Annotated in this window: 20 protein-coding genes; 11 read left to right on the top strand and 9 right to left on the bottom strand. The window is 33.5% G+C overall.

Going from position 1 to position 18113, the window contains the following annotated elements; all coding sequences use genetic code 11:
* Window position 1 precedes the first annotated feature (1 nt).
* The gene (locus tag IPM51_05695; protein ID MBK9283798.1) at window positions 2-316 is read left to right on the top strand and encodes a hypothetical protein; all 315 of its coding nucleotides are present in this window, start codon (window positions 2-4) and stop codon (window positions 314-316) included.
* A gap of 179 nt (window positions 317-495) precedes the next feature.
* Window positions 496-2226, top strand: a complete 1731-nt coding sequence (locus IPM51_05690; GenBank protein MBK9283797.1) for a SpoIIE family protein phosphatase — start codon at window positions 496-498, stop codon at window positions 2224-2226.
* Here IPM51_05690 and IPM51_05685 read toward each other — a convergent pair.
* From IPM51_05685 to IPM51_05660, 6 genes are all read right to left on the bottom strand, one after another.
* On the bottom strand, window positions 2223-2600 hold the full coding sequence (locus IPM51_05685) for a DUF1987 family protein (GenBank protein MBK9283796.1): 378 nt from the start codon (window positions 2598-2600) through the stop codon (window positions 2223-2225). The genes IPM51_05690 and IPM51_05685 overlap by 4 nt on opposite strands.
* Entirely contained in the window at window positions 2593-3543 is a 951-nt protein-coding gene (locus IPM51_05680; GenBank protein ID MBK9283795.1) for a hypothetical protein, read from the bottom strand. The genes IPM51_05685 and IPM51_05680 overlap by 8 nt, the downstream gene beginning before the upstream one ends.
* A gap of 200 nt (window positions 3544-3743) precedes the next feature.
* The gene (locus IPM51_05675) at window positions 3744-4421 is read right to left on the bottom strand and encodes a hypothetical protein (GenBank protein MBK9283794.1); all 678 of its coding nucleotides are present in this window, start codon (window positions 4419-4421) and stop codon (window positions 3744-3746) included.
* Between the two features lie 6 nt (window positions 4422-4427).
* Complete coding sequence (locus IPM51_05670; protein ID MBK9283793.1) at window positions 4428-4859, bottom strand: hypothetical protein; 432 nt, start codon at window positions 4857-4859, stop codon at window positions 4428-4430.
* 1 nt (window position 4860) lies between these two features.
* Window positions 4861-5571 (bottom strand): SIMPL domain-containing protein, encoded by a 711-nt coding sequence (locus IPM51_05665; GenBank protein MBK9283792.1) that lies wholly within the window; start codon window positions 5569-5571, stop codon window positions 4861-4863.
* 3 nt (window positions 5572-5574) lie between these two features.
* On the bottom strand, window positions 5575-6228 hold the full coding sequence (locus tag IPM51_05660) for an orotate phosphoribosyltransferase (GenBank protein ID MBK9283791.1): 654 nt from the start codon (window positions 6226-6228) through the stop codon (window positions 5575-5577).
* Window positions 6229-6271: 43 nt separating this feature from the next.
* Between IPM51_05660 and IPM51_05655 the strand changes: the two genes are divergently transcribed.
* Window positions 6272-6907 carry an NUDIX domain-containing protein gene (locus tag IPM51_05655; GenBank protein ID MBK9283790.1) on the top strand — a complete coding sequence of 212 codons (636 nt, stop codon included), beginning with the start codon at window positions 6272-6274 and terminating at the stop codon, window positions 6905-6907.
* Here the strand turns inward: IPM51_05655 and IPM51_05650 are convergent.
* Window positions 6896-8188 carry a polysaccharide deacetylase family protein gene (locus tag IPM51_05650; protein ID MBK9283789.1) on the bottom strand — a complete coding sequence of 431 codons (1293 nt, stop codon included), beginning with the start codon at window positions 8186-8188 and terminating at the stop codon, window positions 6896-6898. The genes IPM51_05655 and IPM51_05650 overlap by 12 nt on opposite strands.
* A gap of 137 nt (window positions 8189-8325) precedes the next feature.
* Here IPM51_05650 and IPM51_05645 point away from each other — a divergent pair, with 137 nt between their 5' ends.
* Window positions 8326-8688 carry a DUF983 domain-containing protein gene (locus IPM51_05645; protein MBK9283788.1) on the top strand — a complete coding sequence of 121 codons (363 nt, stop codon included), beginning with the start codon at window positions 8326-8328 and terminating at the stop codon, window positions 8686-8688.
* Between the two features lie 30 nt (window positions 8689-8718).
* Here IPM51_05645 and IPM51_05640 read toward each other — a convergent pair whose 3' ends face one another.
* Window positions 8719-9699 (bottom strand): hypothetical protein, encoded by a 981-nt coding sequence (locus tag IPM51_05640; protein ID MBK9283787.1) that lies wholly within the window; start codon window positions 9697-9699, stop codon window positions 8719-8721.
* A 32-nt stretch (window positions 9700-9731) separates the two neighbouring features.
* Here IPM51_05640 and IPM51_05635 point away from each other — a divergent pair, with 32 nt between their 5' ends.
* The 6 genes from IPM51_05635 (at window position 9732) to IPM51_05610 (ending at window position 14706) form a co-directional block, all read left to right on the top strand.
* Window positions 9732-10184 carry a D-tyrosyl-tRNA(Tyr) deacylase gene (locus IPM51_05635; protein ID MBK9283786.1) on the top strand — a complete coding sequence of 151 codons (453 nt, stop codon included), beginning with the start codon at window positions 9732-9734 and terminating at the stop codon, window positions 10182-10184.
* Window positions 10185-10249: 65 nt separating this feature from the next.
* Complete coding sequence (locus IPM51_05630) at window positions 10250-12151, top strand: OmpA family protein (protein MBK9283785.1); 1902 nt, start codon at window positions 10250-10252, stop codon at window positions 12149-12151.
* A gap of 35 nt (window positions 12152-12186) precedes the next feature.
* Window positions 12187-12720 carry a bifunctional pyr operon transcriptional regulator/uracil phosphoribosyltransferase PyrR gene (gene pyrR, locus IPM51_05625; GenBank protein ID MBK9283784.1) on the top strand — a complete coding sequence of 178 codons (534 nt, stop codon included), beginning with the start codon at window positions 12187-12189 and terminating at the stop codon, window positions 12718-12720.
* Between the two features lie 2 nt (window positions 12721-12722).
* The gene (locus IPM51_05620; GenBank protein ID MBK9283783.1) at window positions 12723-13235 is read left to right on the top strand and encodes a DinB family protein; all 513 of its coding nucleotides are present in this window, start codon (window positions 12723-12725) and stop codon (window positions 13233-13235) included.
* A 60-nt stretch (window positions 13236-13295) separates the two neighbouring features.
* On the top strand, window positions 13296-14225 hold the full coding sequence (locus IPM51_05615) for an aspartate carbamoyltransferase catalytic subunit (protein ID MBK9283782.1): 930 nt from the start codon (window positions 13296-13298) through the stop codon (window positions 14223-14225).
* Between the two features lie 7 nt (window positions 14226-14232).
* Window positions 14233-14706, top strand: a complete 474-nt coding sequence (locus tag IPM51_05610) for a hypothetical protein (protein ID MBK9283781.1) — start codon at window positions 14233-14235, stop codon at window positions 14704-14706.
* Here the strand turns inward: IPM51_05610 and IPM51_05605 are convergent.
* Window positions 14699-16069 (bottom strand): alpha/beta fold hydrolase, encoded by a 1371-nt coding sequence (locus IPM51_05605; protein ID MBK9283780.1) that lies wholly within the window; start codon window positions 16067-16069, stop codon window positions 14699-14701. The genes IPM51_05610 and IPM51_05605 overlap by 8 nt on opposite strands.
* 12 nt (window positions 16070-16081) lie before the next feature.
* On the opposite strand from IPM51_05605, the gene dnaG reads away from it, so the two are divergent.
* On the top strand, window positions 16082-18067 hold the full coding sequence (dnaG, locus tag IPM51_05600; GenBank protein ID MBK9283779.1) for a DNA primase: 1986 nt from the start codon (window positions 16082-16084) through the stop codon (window positions 18065-18067).
* The last annotated feature ends 46 nt before the right edge of the window (window positions 18068-18113 follow it).

The raw sequence follows: 18113 nt of genomic DNA, 5'->3' as shown, positions 1-18113 counted from the left end.
GATGAAGGTTTCAAAAAATATTGTTTTCATAATTTTAATCTGTAGTCTGCAATTTCTCTTTAATCTTTCTTATTCACAATCAGATTTAATTGACTCATTAAAACTTGCACTTAAAAATGCAAAACATGATACTTCTCGTTGCAATACATTATCACATTTAGCAAATTTGGCAAGTGATGAGGAATGGCCAAAATTTAACGAACAATTAAAAAACATTGCGGAAGAAAACTTAAGGACGATTACCAAATCGCAAGTTGAATCGATTGAATTTAAAAACAAAAACCAAAAGGATGGTTTGTTTAATAATAGGAGTTAATGGAATTAAAAGCGCTTTATTGTACTAAATATTATTTTTTATTTTTAGATACTGTTTTAAAACGTTTAATTTCTTCGTCGAACACCTACTTATATCAAGAAGAAACACCGCCTGTATTCGACCAATTAATTTGATTAGAATTTAATTTTAATTGGAAATAAAGAATAAATTTACAAGGTATGAATGGTACTAAATACTTCTTTTTTATTTTGATTATTTTTTTTGGGAATTTCTTTTGCCTTGCTCAAAAGATACAAGTGAAAGGAAATATTTTTGGATTTAAAGGTGATAGACTTGCCTTATTAAAAAAAGCACAAAAAAATGTCAATTTTGAAGGTCCTGTTTCTGATGTAAGTATTAAAATCATCGGAACGGAATCCAACTTAAATTTAAATACAAACGCTACCGGAAGTTTTTCTTTTCCGCTGGATAAACCGGGCATTTATAAAATTCTAATTCAAAAGAGCTCATATACCCACCTTAGTCTCACTGTGGATTACAGAGAAGCTAGTTCCAAAAAAAGATTGGAATCTCTTTATTTAATTATTAAAGAAGGTGAAACAAGTGAATTAAATTTAGGTGAATTAATTATTAAAGAACAAGGCAAATTACAATTTAATTCAAATCCACAAGGCGGAGGAAGCGATGTGTTTCTTTCCAATGCCAATTTATTGGAAAAGGTTTGCGTTATCAATAATTCAAATCAATATGCCGCAGATGCAGTTTATGAAAGTAAAAATATTAATAACGTGTCTCAAGTAGGCCCAAATGACACCATTGTGTCCAAATCATCTTTAATTAAAAAGCTGAGTTCAACAATAAAAAATATCGATATTCCTTCAGAAGACATTGCTGATTACGAAACTAAACTATCCTTAGCCAAAGAAGAATTAAGTAAACTCGATAGTACCGATGAAAATTATCAATTACTAAAAACCAAAATATCAGCCATGGAGCAAATGCTCAGTGATAAACAATTACTAATTGATTTAAAAGAAAAAGAAATTGGTTCTCAAAAGAAAATTCTCGTTTACCTTTCTTTATTTATTTCCGCAATACTACTCATAGCTTTAGCTCTGGTATATCTGTTTATTCAAAAGCGTAAACATGCCGCGGCATTAAGTACAACAAATAAAAAAATATCCAGACTCAATAATAAATTAATGAGCAGTATTCGGTATGCCTCATTAATTCAAACCGGGTTTTTACAGCATAAGGAAGCCCTTCAAACACTTTTTCCGCAATCTTTCATATTCAATAAACCCAAAGACGTTTTGTCCGGAGATTTTTATTGGTTTAATTCGGTAAATGATTCAAAAATAATAATAGCCGCAGACTGTACCGGGCACGGTGTACCCGGAGCAATGCTCACGGTATTGGGTCATAACGCGCTCAATAATATTGTGAACGTGAGAGGAATTACCTCCCCTTCAAAAATTCTTATCGAATTGAATAAGGTCATTATTGAGACTTTTACAAAAACAACTGAAAATATAGAATTTGGAATGGATATCGCCGTTTTACACATCAATCCGAAAAATTCAGAAGTAACAGTTGCCGGATTAGCAAATGGGCTTTATTTACACACTTCCGGTAAATTAAATTACATTCCTGTAAGCAGTTACTCCTTTGGGAAAGAACTAAAACCTGAACTGATTGAAGAAGTTAAACTTCCTTTAAATAAATCTGACAGCTTATTCTTATTTTCTGATGGTTACCAGGATCAATTCCGTAAAGAAGGAAAAAAATTCACTAAGTTTAATGTAGAACGCTTTGAGAAAATCCTGAATGAAATAGCCGGCAAAAACGAATTTAATGCTGCTGATAAAAAACTTAATCAGGAAATGGAAAACTGGAAGAACGGACAGGAACAGATTGATGATATGTTGGTAATGGGAATAAAGATTTAATTTATTTCCTGTAATTCTATTTGAATTGAATTACAAATGCTTTTAATTTCTTCGCCTTTTAGTTTTATTAATGTATCTGAACTTTCGTATTTCCAAATTACCTTAAGAGCTGAATGGATTTTAAAAATTTGATTAATCAGTTTTAAAATTTGTTTATTGGAAGTTGAATTCATATAACTCAACTGAATTTCAAGTGTGGTTGTGTTTTGTAATTTAGATAAAACTTCGGTGGATTTTTTCTCAATAGGATCATAAAATTCAAAAGCGTTTTCTGGCATAGACATACCACTCACCAGCATTTTACTACCATCAGCAGATAAGAAGACTTCAGGGGTGTCTTCTGTTGCGCCTATATTCAAATGATCATTACTCATTATTGATTATTGCTTCTAAAGTTAAACAATAGCTAAATTTAGGTGATTTTTCAATAAAATAAGACATTTTATTTGGCCTAATTAACAACGAAGAATCAACAAGTCCTACCCCCCCAACGCTATCCTCTTCTTGTAACACTTTTAGTTGTAAAGCTTTTAAATCAGCATCGGATGAAGCATTTATCATCTTCATTTTACGCTCTAAGGGGCCTATTTTTTCTTCCGGAATAGCGTTGCAGGTTGTTATTTTAGTTTGACCTTTTAACCATTCAATACTGAACCATCCAGGCACTTTACCTTCTGTTTTATTTCCATGTCTTTGCACGTTCTGTATCAATTCAATAACAATATGATGAAAAACCGAACTCAAGGCTAACTTTTCGTTCCGCTTTGAACTCTTAAACATAGCCAATAAAGAAATTAAAAATTTATTTGAAAAATCTCCGCTATAATAAAAAGCGCTTTCTATCAATTTGAACTTATCTTTAAAAAATGAGTTTAATTCATAAACACTTAAAACTTCAGTTGTATTCAACTTCTCGCGAACCGGAATCTGCACATGGAGAGTATACAAGGAAAATTTATCATTGATGGTTTCAAAATTAAAACCAAGGCTATTTTCACTCTTTCGGGCAATATCAATCAAACCCAAACCCGCTCCTTTTTCGGTAAAGTCCTCCGAATTTAAACTTTCCAAGTATAATTTATTTAATTCGTCCGACTGCCTTGAATTGATTGCATGCAACCTATCCTTTAACTTGTCAATTCTGTCATTAGCTATAAAATTTTCGGTGATCACATGAAAAAAATTTCCATCAGAGTATATGAGCGTATGATCATTGGATTCTTCGGTACGCAAACTATATCGTTCAATATTTTGCACCAGTTCCAACAAAACATAAACAAATTTTTTGACAAATCCTTTGGGGAATTTCTGGTCCATGTGTTTGGCAACAATGGAACACAAATCCGAGGCGGGACTCTCTTCAAAATTCCCTTTATAGAACAATATAAAGTGCTGATCGAGTATTTTTTCAGTGTTCAAAAACTAATATTCTTTAATTGATCGTAAATCTAACCAATGCAAGCATTCCTAACTGAAATTTATCCATGAATTAATAGCTATAGCTTGTTTAAAAGAATTTATAGCGGCTTTTGAACCAGTTTTCCGCCTTTTTTCTGATGCTGTTTAATTTCATAAGCGATCAATGGCACAATTATTACAGTAGGCCCTAGCCATAATACGATTGGAGGTAGTGGAATAAGGCGTGAATTGTTAACTACAAAAGCAGTTATTGTACCAATATAAGAACCTAACATCCCTCCAATATGGGCTAAAAGCCAATAATTTTTATATACCAACTTCTTTCTTTTCAATCGGAAAATGGTGCTGATATTTAAACGCACACCAATAAGTCCAAATACCAAACTTATAGTGCCAAAAGTTGGATTTTTATTAATTACTAATAAGGCAAAAATCACAAAACCTAAATGTATAGTTCCAAAAACTGCTTCTATTAACCAATCGTACCAGGCCGGGTTTTGATCCAAATGCAACTTCTTCAATCGTAAAGAACGATAAGCGGTTAAACAAGCATAATAAGTGAAAACAGCCACACAAAATAAAAAGACATTTCCTTTCATCACTGAAATAGAAATTGCCGTGATGAAAACTACAGTCATGCTATAAAAATAAACCTTACCTACCCTTTTATGAATAAGTACTTTTTTTCTGAATAATATGGCTAATAATCCGCACAACAAAGCGGTTGCTCCGGCAATAATATGAATGATTAATAAAACCGAAATAAGCTTATTCATGCACGTTTAATTATTAGGCTTTAGCTCATGTTCATTCAGTTCACCCAATTTGTGAGCCATAGTATTTATTAATTGCTCCAAAGAAGCTTTTGCCATATTCAGAATAATAGGGTTTAAATCTCCGTGCATTTCAATTAAACATTCGCCTGATTGTGATGATTCACCAATAAAAACAGTTTTTAATCGGAAATTAAATTTACCTAAACCTTCGCTTTTAAATTTAATATACTTATGCGGTACCTTTTCATCTATATTCACTTTCATGGGCGTTATTCCCTTTATCACAAAAGAACATTCAATTTCCGTATAGGTAAAACCTTCCACTTTATCGGATGGCAGAATGGATTCGAAATTTTTAAAATCGCTTAGGAATTCAAACAAATTTTCTAAGGAAGCTTTTGTTTTTTTTGCTTCGCTTTGTAAATAAAACTCAGCCACTTTATTTTAATTCATATTTAACCAGAAAACTTGATCTGATTTTAATTTTCTTAAACGAAATTTCATCTCCATCACTATCTAATGACTCCGGACTACTCAAACTTTGCGCTACATTACTCGCATACGAACCTCTGTAATATCTATTGTTATACGGACTGGTATCTACGCTATTGGCTGTCTCAATAATTGAAATAGGAATGCCAATATTATTCCCTACAGCCATGGCCAGTGCTTTTGCTTTATTTTTTGCTGCAACAACCGCCTTTTCCCTGTTTTCTGCAGTGAGTTCTGTAATTTTGGAATGATTCAATTTTGAAATGTATGCATCAAAAACATTCAACTCATCCATTAGTTTATATACCTTATCCACTAAATCAACATTGTTCACTTTCAAAATATAAGACTTACTGGTAACCACATCTTTTTTAAAAGTTTTTATCTTTCTAAAATCGGCATTGGCGGTTGATAATTGTAAATTAGCCATATCAATACCAACACCTTTTAACCCTGACTTCAAATCATCTTCCTGCTTTTCAATGGATTTTTCTTTTGAATCTCCTTTTTCTTTTAGGGTAATCGAAATGTAAATTTCATCCGGGGTTACTTCCGTTTCGCTGGTACCGGTAACTTCAATAAATGAAAGTTTTTCATTTTGCGAAAAAAAGGAATTACATAACCCGACGAAAAGAAATACTAAAATTGTTTTTTTCATAATTTATTTAATTAATTTACTATTCCAGTTTGCAGGATCTATGCGCCAGTTTGTTAAACTATCTATGTCTTTTTCAGAAACATAATTCTTACTCAAAGCTGTTTTAATTAAAACGTCATAGTTAGTTAATGTTTTTAAGTTACATTTTGCTTTATTGAAATTCTCTGTTGCATTCTCAAATCCATAAGTAAAAATCGCCACCATTCCTTTAACATCACATCCTTTTTCACGCAAGGCTTCAACTGCCTTTAAACTACTTCCTCCGGTACTAATCAAATCTTCTATAACAACAACACTCTGACTGCTGTTAATTTCTCCTTCAATCATATTGGTTAATCCATGCTTTTTAGCTTCACTTCTTACATAAACAAATGGTAAATTCATCTCCTGAGCAACTAAGGCCCCTAAGGCTATACCACCTGTGGCAACCCCTGCTATTACATCGGGTTTTGCGAAATTGCTATTGATAGAATTAACAAATTGCTGGCGTATATACGTACGAATTGCAGGATAAGATAAAGTTTTTCGGTTATCGCAATAAATTGGCGATTTCCAACCACTGGCCCAGGTAAATGGGTTATCCGGTTGTAATTTTATCGCTTTTATTTGTAATAAAAATTCAGCAATTTTATATGCGGGCTCATCAAATGAAGTCATACAACAAAGTTAAAATTAGTTGCCTACCTAAAATGGTAATTTTATGAACAAAAAAATATACTTTAATAATAAAATAATTGTAATACAGCACCCTAACGAACTGAGTGCGTTGAGTCCCAAAACCAACATTTACAATCAAACCCATCACCAATCGCTTGACCATTTTCTACAAAATTTTTTAAACGAAAAAGTTTCAGATAGCACTATCCAAAAAATTTATAGCATTCCGGATTCAGCATTTGAAAATACCCTAAACTTTTTTAAAAAATTCCATTATATAGAAGCAGGAGGCGGATTAATTCAAAAAGAAAAAGAATATCTTTTTATCCGAAGATTAGGTAAATGGGATTTACCTAAAGGGAAATTAGATAAAGGCGAAAGCATAGAAGCCTGCGCCCTTAGAGAATGTGAAGAAGAGTGCAACGTGAAAAATCTGAAAATAATAGCTCGTCTTCCCTCTACATTTCATATTTACAAATACAAAAACTCATACGCACTTAAAAGAACATATTGGTTTCATATGGTTACTAATTATACGGGTAAATTAGTGCCACAAACGGAAGAAAATATTGAGGCGGTAGAATGGATGGATAAAAAGAAAATCAAACAATTCGTTTTACCGGATACTTATCCAACTATTGTGGATTTAATTAACGATACATTAAATCTAATCGATTAATTTCAAAAACGCTTCGTAATTCAATTTCATCTCCGGAGTCAACGCGTCATTATGAAAAACAGAAATTAATTCGCCTCCAAATTTTTTAGTTTCTTCCACCATTCCTTTTATCTCTTCAATAAAAGTATGCTGATGAATATTTTTTAAATAATCAACGGTATTAGCGGAAAATACAAATGAATGAATCAGTAAAGAACTAACCGATTCCTCTTCAATATTGTACCATTTATAAGGATAACAATACGATGCTCTGAATCCATTCATGTTGGTATACCCCATGGAATAATCATCGGTTATACCGGCCTGCAACAAGGCATTGTAGGTATAAGGAAACTTAAGAACAGCAAAATGCTGGCGACTATTAAAAACCTGACGATGCGTAATATTGGCCAAGCGACTCACTTCAATTTTCAATTGCTTTAAGTTTTTACCCGAAGCATAAGAAGGATGGATTCCAATAGCTGAATAATCGCCAATGTGCTTGATTAAAACCTGAAATTTTTTTTTGGTTGCTGAAATATTTTTATCATTAATACCATAATCTCCTAGTAGAAAGAAAAAAATACTTTGAATATTTCTTTGTTTGTTAGCCTGTATAATAAAATCGAAATTATTAAAAGGGTCAGGTATTTTATTCAACAATACTTTGGATCTATCCACTATACTCTTCCAATTAAAATGAAACACATCTAATAAATAACCTGCGCATGTACGGATAAAACCCTTGTTTTTATATCGGAAAGCGTTATCCACATCAAAGCTCGAAATGAAATTAAAAGTTCTAGGTGTTATTTTGAAATCCGGGTATTTTTCGCAAATCAAATTATTCAATTTATCCATCCATATATTAATTAAAGGTAGATGCAAGAAATTATGTTGGTAAGCTAACGACGATTTAAAATGAAACCGGTTAAAAGAATCGGTTTTATGTGGTAAATACTCTTCATACCTGCTCAATAACCAAAATGAGGCTCCGAATAAATCAAAGGGAATTTCATTTTTACCGGTTTTAAAGAAAATTTTCTGAAATGACTGATGGGAATACACTTCAACAGGATAGTCTTTTATTGAAAAATCAGATAAAATAGAATGCGGTATAATCTGAATGGCATCTTTTATTTCTCGTTTTGAAAAATTAATCTTGGCGCCCGGCACTTTTTTGAATTCGTCCTCATCTGTAATAAACAAAACGGAAAGACCATATTCGTTTTGTACCAATACATCAAAAATATATTTCATCCGTGTGGATAATTGTTCTACAAAAACCGGCAGATGATTCATAGGTTAAATTTAAAAGTAAGTATGGTAATTCCCACCCCCTTCTTTACTATTTATTGATAACAACGTGTTAATGATTCTAATCATGTAATCTGCATTGATTCTCTCTATTTTATAAATTTGTGCTGCAATATTTTGCTATGATTCATAAACTATCCAGCATTTTTAAGAATAAATGTCCGCAGTGCGGAAAAGGAATGTTTTTTATTGATAATAATCCTTATAAGTTAAAATTGTTTGATAAAATGAATAAGTCGTGTGAGCAATGCGGACTAAATTTTGAGAAAGAACCCGGTTTCTATTATGGCGCCATGTATATTAACTACGGTTTATCGGTATTAATTGGGTTGATTATTTTTGGCATCCATTATTATTTAATTGGGTTTGATCCAAAAAATTATTTAATCAGTTTTACTATACTTTTATTATTACTTATTCCGGTAATGTATAGAACCAGCAGATTGGTTTGGATAAATATCTTTGTGAAACACAAAGACAAATAAAAAGCCGATAAAACATCGGCTTTTAAATTTTTAATACTTAGGAATCATTCCCCTTAAGCCCATATCAACAACGGTTTCGCCAATGCCCGGTTCAAATATTCCGTCAAATGTCATTTCTTTCCATTCAAAACTTTTGTTGGTTGACAAGGAAATGGTAATCACTTTATCTTGTGTTTCGGTTCCTGTTATCACCAAGGGTGCATTGGAAGAAGTAATCGTATTGTAAAATTCTCCGGTTACTAAACAACTACCTGGAGGAATGGGTGAATTCGCAAAATTAGGATTAACAACCGTAGTTGCCGGCGCTTGGCCATCGCTTTTGTATTCAACACCTGAAACTGAGGTGTAAAACCCCCAATATCCTTGTAAATGATTACCTGCTCCACCACCGGCAGTTGGCGTCATCACTGCAGTTTTCATTTTATATTTAGTCACATAGGTATTAAATCCAACAAATGACCCAATGGTACCAACCAAATTTTGCCCATTCGCTCTTACTTTAATATCATAATTCTGATAGGCCAATGAAACACGTAGCCATTTGTAAGTTCCTGGAGTAATTGAGCTAAAAGGTATTGAAAAACAAGTATCTCCTTCGGCACAAACAACCGATTCACAAAAGGTAATGGCCTTGCTGCCTCCACATTCAGTTTCATTGGCTTTATATAAAATCGTGCCACCACCAACTTGCGTCATGTCCGTTTGCGCTAATTCTATGTAATGCGCTGACATTCCATTGAAAACCGGACTTTGCCCGGCATTACCTGCAGCAACCACAGTAGGTTGTGCCAAATTATTTAAACGCACTTGCATGCTGTCGAACTTAAACTTGAAAATTAATTTAGGTCCACTCCCCGTTGAAACCCATTTAGTTGGAGGAAAATCACAAGTAGGACATGCTGGCCCCGGATTCACTACCGGTTCAGGTTCCGGCTCAGGACTTGTCTCTTTCTTTTTGCAAGATGTGAATGCTAATAAAGTTATTGCAGTATAAATAACTAATTTTTTCATTTTTATCTATTTTTATCAAATATATAAAAATTATGAGAGTTATTATTCAGCGTGTAAAAAAGGCAGAATTGTTTATCAATGAAAATGTTTTCTCTTCTATTTCGCAAGGTTTGGTAGTTTTAGTTGGTATAGAAGAAAATGATACGAAGGATGATGCTGAATGGCTTGCTCAGAAAATTACTGCATTGCGAATATTTGAGGATGAAGATGGGAAAATGAATAAAGATTTGAATGAAATTAACGGACATTTAATGATTGTTAGTCAATTTACATTACATGCCTCCACCAAAAAAGGAAATCGTCCTTCATTCATAAAAGCAGCGAAACCGGATATAGCTAAGCCACTTTATGAATACTTTATTTTACAAATGCAAAACCGTTGCAAAAATCAAGTGAAAACCGGGCAATTTGGAGCTTTCATGGAAATAAATTTAATAAATAACGGTCCGGTAACCATATTCATCGATAGCAAGAACAAAGAGTAAGAACAATATGAGTATATTTTGGTATCTCTAATAAATTTTATTTATTTTAGTGGGATACACAAAACATGAACTTAGTATTCAGATATTTTCTATTATTGTTTTGCTTATCGCAAATTTCACTTTCGCAGGAACCAAGCAAAATACTTTTATTAACTAAAGCAGAATATGAAGGGCTTGAAAAGACGAATAGAATAATTCCAGCTGCCATAAAAAATGCTTTTGGCAGTCCCGTAAAGCAAAATCCATACAAATTCGACATTAAACAAATTGATTGCTGGGGTCAAAATATCACCGAGTTCCAGTATAACGACAGTAAAGCAGATGATGCAAATAGAGTTGCTTTCAATAAAATGATTCTGGGAGCAAAAGAAAACATAAGCGTTAATTTTAGAATAACACTAAATAAGGCTAATTCATCTTATAACGACGGAATTGCTCCAATGATAAGCAAACAATCTACTTTCACGTTAAACGTGGTAGTAATTGGGGATTCAAGGGTGTATATTAAAGAAACGAAAGATGCAACCGACTTTTTTGAAATTTTAGACGAACACGCCTTTGCAGATAAAGCTTTTGCTACATTTTTTGGCGAACCCAAAAAAATGAATTATCAAATTGTATACAGTAAGTTAAATGCTTGTTTTGTTACAGATATTCTTAATCCGGAATGTGAGGAAAAATTAGAATTGATTGGCGATGGAAATAAATACGATGATTTTTCCAATAAAATAACTTCAAAAACCTATTCTTCTAAATGGATTATTTTTAATGTGGGTATTGACCGAAGCCGCTGCAAATTAAATGAAAAAATAGAAAAGTCGGTTTTCAAAATGAAAAGCGGCAATGAATACATTAAATTTTATTTTGTTATTCCTAAAGAAAATTTAAGGGCCAAAAAATTAACTATTGAGGGTAAAATTGTGAACTCAGAACGAAAAGTGATGCAAAACCTCAATGTTTATCTGCGCGATGCCTCAAAAAATGTAATTGCTACCTCCAATACCGGAACGGAGGGGAAATTTACGTTTGAAAAAATTACGGAAGGAATGAATTATAATTTATTTATTGATAATACCTGTACCGAAAAAACTTTATTTGTGATGACCAATAGTGATGTAGTTATTTCTGAATTCAACATTACGGATATAGGATTTGAATATAAATTATTACCGGCCGACATTCAGCGCTTGGCAAATCTGGAAGAAGCCGATCCGGAAATGGATTTCATTCAAAGCATCAAAGGAAAAATGGTGAAAATTAAAGAAAAGATATTTCCAATTTCTGAACAAACCATTGAATTGAAAGATAAAAACAATAAAGTGCTTCAATCTCAAAAAACAGACACGGAAGGAAATTTTGAATTTAAAAACGTTAATCCTTACAGTGCCTTTTCATTTGATTTGCCCGGCTATGTTCCTTCTGATAAAGACGAAAAAGTATACATGTCAAACTCCAGTGGAGATTTCATTACCGAATTTAAAAGCAATAATAATGTGTTTGAGTTTAAAATTCTTCCTGCCGATATCAGCAGATTACGTTATATGAACGAAGCCGATATTACCATGGAGTTTAATGGCCAAACTAAAAATAAAACTAATCAAATAGTTATCCGCGAGTTAATTTATTTTGAAACTGGCTCCTTTGTTATATCTGAGCAATCAAAACCGGCTTTGGATAAAATTGCTACATTAATGTTGGACCATAAGGAGTATAACTTAGAAATTGTTTCACATACCGACTCCAGAGGTTCCGATAGCGAAAACCAAAAATTATCCCAAAAAAGAAGTGAGTCAGTAGCCTCCTATCTATCAGCAAAGAAAATTGACAAAATAAGGTTAAAACCTTTTGGAATGGGAGAATCAAACCCGGTGAACAATTGTTTAGATGGTGTAAAATGTCTGGAAGAAGAGTACCAGATGAACCGAAGAACGGAGTTTAAATTTTTTAAAGAAGCCAAACGCAAGTAATTGTTGTGTTAATTTCATAAATTTGTATTTGCAAAATGAAACCAAAGGTATTGCTTGAAAATAAAAAGTTTGACGTAACCATTAAAAGATTATGCCACCAGTTAATTGAAGTTCATAATGATTTCAGTAATTCAGCAATCATTGGTTTACAACCCAGAGGTATATTCTTAGCGCGCAGGATTCAAAAAGAATTAGGCCTTATATTAAAAAATAAAAATATCCTTTGTGGTGAATTAGATATTACCTTTTACAGAGATGATTTCAGGAAAAAAGAACTTATTCCCAATCAAACCAATGTAAATTTCACCATTGAAGATAAAAACCTCATTTTAGTTGACGATGTACTTTACACCGGTAGAACAATACGTGCCGGCTTAGATGCCATGTTAGCGTTTGGACGTCCGGTTGATGTTGAGCTTTTAGTATTAGTAGATAGAAGATTTTGTAGACATTTACCAATACAGGCTAAATACGCCGGCATGACCATAGATTCTATCGATACGCAAAATGTGAAAGTGGAATGGAAAGAAACTGAAGGAAAAGACAGAATTACTTTACTGAACAAATAAACATGCGTCCCGAAAAAAACACTTACCCCGAGTATTACGAAAATTACATACCACTTGTAACGCAGCCTGATGTCAAAAGTGCTTTCATTGAAAACGAAAAAGAAACTTTAGCACTTTTAGCTGATGTAACTCCTAATCTGGAAAATTACGCATACGCTGATCAAAAATGGACCATCAAAGAGGTTTTAAATCACATTATAGATACAGAACGCATTTTCGCATACAGGGCATTGCGCTTTGCCAGAAACGACGCGCAACAACCTTTACCCTATGATGAAAATGAATATATCAAACATGTTGATTTGAGTCACCGTGATTTGAACAATCTTATTAATGAGTTCCGTTCGGTGCGGGCTGCTAGTATTACTTTATTCGAAAGTTTTACCGAAACTGAATTACTTCGTATTGGCAATACAGCCGGTGGTAAATGCAGTGTTTTGGCTATAGGATATACCATTTGCGGACATGCAAAACACCACTTGCATGTGATTCGTGAACGATATTTGAAAAAATAATTTTCAGTTCCGGATTTTTTACATACCTTTAGCTTTTGAAATTATACATTTCAAAAAATAATGAGTAGTCTCAGCGTTCAGCATCTCCTAGGAATAAAATACCTTACCAAAAGTGATATCGAACTTATTTTAAGTACAGCCTCCAATTTCAAAGAAGTTATTAATCGTCCCATTAAGAAAGTGCCCTCACTTCGCGACATCACTGTTGCCAACCTCTTCTTCGAAAACTCTACACGCACCAAATTATCATTTGAGCTTGCACAAAAAAGATTAAGTGCAGATGTGATAAATTTTTCCGCCTCCGGATCCTCTGTTAAAAAAGGAGAAACGCTGGTGGATACAGTAAATAACATTTTAGCTATGAAAGTGGATATGATTGTGATGCGTCATGCCAGTGCAGGAGCCGCTATCTATCTTTCCAAAAAAGTAAAATCAAAAATTATCAATGCCGGCGACGGTGCACATGAGCATCCTACACAAGCTTTATTAGATGCTTTCTCTATTCAGGAAAAATTAGGAAGCCTAAAAGGTAAAAAAATTGTAATTGTAGGAGATATTTTACACTCGAGAGTAGCCTTATCTAACATTTTCTGCCTACAAAAATTGGGGGCTAGCGTAAAAGTATGCGGTCCTGCAACGCTTATTCCAAAATACATTACATCGCTGGGTGTTGAAGTAGAAACCGATTTAATGAAAGCCTTAAATTGGTGCGATGTGGCCAACATGCTGCGTATTCAACACGAAAGACAAGATATCAAATACTTTCCATCGCTAAGAGAATACACCATGATGTATGGTCTTAACAAAGAAAGATTGGAAAGTTTAGATAATAAGATTGTGGTGATGCATCCCGGCCCAATAAACAGAGGTGTTGAAATTTCAAGCGATGTGGCCGATAGTAGTCAGTCCATCATACTCGATCAGGTTGAAAACGGAGTAGCTGTACGAATGGCAGTGATGTTTTTATTAGCCGGTCGACAAAGTAATTAAATGGAAAATGGGTGATTCCGCATTTTCAGTTTTCAATTCTAATCCAAAACCAAGATTAAAAGAATATTGCATTCAGCTTGTACAGCAAAATATAAACGCATTAAGCGATCAGCTCAATCAATTAAAGGATGCTGCCCAACAAGAAAATAAAAGTTCAGCCGGTGATAAACACGAAACCGGAAGAGCCATGTTACATCTGGAAGAAGAAAAAGTGGCTCAACAAATGATAAGTGCCGAGAATCAATTGCAAAACCTTTTTAAAATTCAAACAGAATCTGATACAGAAAATATAAAAGCAGGCTCACTACTTGCTACCAATAAGGGATTTTTTTATCTGGCAACAGGTATTGGTTCAATTCAGTTTGAAAACAAAGAAGTGAAAATCATTTCTCCTTCCTCTCCACTCGCTCAAAAATTCATGGGAAATAAAAATGAATTTGACTTAAACGGGAATCAGTATTCGATACAAGAAATTATTTAGCCTTAATAAAACCCTCAATCGTATTTCCCACTAATTTAGAAACATGCTGCGGTCTTATTGCATCATCCGGCTTGGCCATACCTACTCCATCAAAATATAAATGATCTAAATTCTCCAGCCAAACCGATTTAAAATTTTTCTTCTCGCTCATAGCATTCACCCACAAATCAAAATCTTTTTTAGTTACATTATAATCTCGCCCGCCTTGTATTAATAAAATGGGTAAAGTCAATCCCTTGGCTTCATCCAACACCTTATACTTTCTATCCAACAACCAATATTTAGGTCGGGCTCCAAAGGGCAACATGGTTTTACTTTTCAGATTCAAATCCGGACTCAAAGCATTTTTAACCTGCCATTTTATGGCATTAGCCACTGTTTCGTTTTGCTCTTTATTTTTTTGATTTAAACCGGTTATGTACTCTATTTGCTCAGGCAAAACTTCCAATAATCCTCTTGCAGGCGCCGATAATAAGATCATCCCTTTTATTCCTTTGCATTCTTTTACAATTAATGGAGCGCACATACCACCCAAACTATGTCCCGCAACATAAATACTGGTGCTATCCACCCCTTCTGTTTTTTTCATTAATTCAAATGCTGCAGCGGCATCTTCAATGGTTTCGGTATAATAATCCATGCTGTCCATTGGAAAGGGATCTCTGAATTGATACACATACGTACGCTTGTCATAAATCAAACAGGCTATTCCTTTTTGTGCCAGCTGCAAAGCAATTTCCAAATACACTTTATTTTTGCCCATGGTTCCGTTTCTATCATGTGGACCGCTGCCATGTACCAAAATAACCAAAGGACTTTTTTTAGCTCCGCTTGGTAAATACAAATAGCCGGGTAATTGTATAAATGCATTGGTTACAATATTTACATCTTTTCTAATAAAATTGACTTTCTCAATTTTTTCTGCCACATAAAAAGGTTGTTTATCAAAAGTATCAATATAAAATTTTTGAATTTGTTGCGCTTGATCATAATGATGGTACCATAAAAATTTTCCGCCATTGGTTTTAATAATAGTTGAAGTGGCCATTTTACATCCTTGGGTATCAACCACTGTTTTTTCAATCGTTTTTATTTCACCCTTTTCTTTTAAAAATTCAGCCAAAGTTTTTTCGGCTTGTGCTTCAATCATTCGGCTAAAAAAAGTGGTATCAAAATAGGGCGCATTGCGGTTTGGAATATTCCTTTTTATTGCACCAATATACCGTTTGGTTAATAATACATAGGGGTGCATTTCCTTACTTTCTTCTTGAGCCTGGGTTAACACACACAAAATCAGAAAGAAATTGAGGAATAAGTTCTTTATTCTGAATGCAATTTTATCTTTATCTTTAATGCTCTCCATATTTTAAAAATTTTGATTCCTAAAGATACAATAGATAAAATAAATGAAGCCTGCCGGGTGGAAGAAGTAATTGGCGAGTTTGTAACACTTAAAAAAAGAGGTGCAAATTTACTGGGACTTTGTCCATTTCATGGTGAAAAAACGCCTTCGTTTACGGTTTCACCTGTTAAAGGAATTTACAAGTGTTTTGGTTGTTCAAAAGCTGGAAACACAGTGAATTTTGTAATGGATCATTTGCAGTTATCTTATCCCGAGGCTTTAAAATGGTTAGCGAATAAATATGGTATTCCGGTTGTTGAAAAAGAATTTACACCCGAAGAAAAAGAAAAACAAACGGAAAGAGAAAGTTTACTCATTGTAATGAATTACGCCCAGCGTTATTTCACCGAAATGATGAATGAAACGGATGAGGGAAAATCAATTGGCTTAGGATATTTTTTAGAACGGGGATTAAGCGAAAAAATAATTGATAAATTTCAGTTGGGTTATAGCCCCGATGAAAAACATGCTTTTTCCGGAGCCGCAGTTAAAGCCGGATATTTACCCAAATACTTGGCAGCAACCGGCATGAGTATTTTAAGTAATAGTTATGTAGAAGGAAATGAAATTACGGAAAAAGATATTTTTGACCGGTATTCCGGCAGAGTCATGTTTCCTATTCATGATGATGGTGGAAGAGTTGTAGCTTTCGGAGGAAGAACATTAAGCAGCGAGAAAAAAGTTGCAAAATATATTAATAGTCCGGAAACGCCCATTTACAATAAAAGTAAAATTTTATACGGCTTATGGTTTGGTAAAAAATCAATTCAACAAAACGATTCTTGTTATTTAGTTGAAGGTTACATGGATGTTATTGCCATGCATTTGGCAGGAATTGAAAATGTAGTGGCTTCAAGTGGAACTTCACTTACTGTAGAGCAAATAAAATCCATACACCGTTTTACAAAAAACATAGTTGTATTATATGATGGCGATGAGGCCGGACAAAAAGCAAGTAACAGAGCCATTCCTTTATTATTGGAAGAAGGCATGAACGTAAAATTGCTGATGTTTCCGGATAATGATGACCCCGATTCATTCAGCAGAAAAGTAAGTAATGAAGAGTTTAAAAATTATTTACAAACCCAAACTCAGGATTTTTTAATTTTTAAAGCCAGAAAATTATCTACAGAAACAAAAAATGACCCAATCAAAAAAGCCGGTGTTATTAAAGATCTGGTTTCAAGTATTGCGTTAATTCCGGATAATATTATTAGGAGCATATATGTAAAAGACTGCTCAGTTATCATGGAAATTGAAGAGTCTATTTTACAACTCGAAGTAAATAAAATTCGGAGAAAAAATGCGGGTAAAGAAAATTATAAAGAAAGCTCCAATGAAAAGGAAACGCAATTAAGTCCCGAAGAAATCATTCAAGAGGCTACGAATTTAAAAACGGCTGAACTGAATTTTGATATTGAAGAAAGAGAATTATTACGCTTGATGATATTAAACGGTAATGTTTTAATTAAAGCTAAGGCCGAAAATGAAGCCGGAGAAATTTCTGAAATGGAAGTGGCGCTGGCAGAATATATCATTTTTGATTTATCTTTAAGTGAAGTTGGATTCGATAATCCCATTCATCAAACCGTGTTAGATGTTTATATTGCCGAAATGATAAAAGATTATTTTCCAAAAGTGTCGTTCTTTGCCAATCATCCCGACCCGTTGATTAGTAGTTTCACTATTAATCATGTATTGAATGAAGAAAAACTAAGCGATAAATGGTTAACCCATGGCATTTTAATACCTAGAGAAATTCATTTACTTTCTAAAAGTGTTATGCATTTACTTTTAAGTTTTAAAGAAAAAAGATTGATGAAACACATTCAGGAAGTATTGGAAAAATTAAAGAATTTGTCGGAAGAAGAAAATGTTAGTTACTTGGAAGAATTGAACAGACTTACCATCCTTAAAAAGGCTATTAATAAAGAATTGGGCCGAATCGTTATAAAATAACTTATTGAATTGTAATAGATTAGCTTAACGGTCGAATTTTCAGACA

Source organism: Sphingobacteriaceae bacterium, from assembly GCA_016715905.1.
Lineage (GTDB): Bacteria > Bacteroidota > Bacteroidia > B-17B0 > Aurantibacillaceae > Aurantibacillus.
Note: the sequence above shows the minus strand (reverse complement) of the source record. Positions and strands in the feature narration are given on the sequence as shown.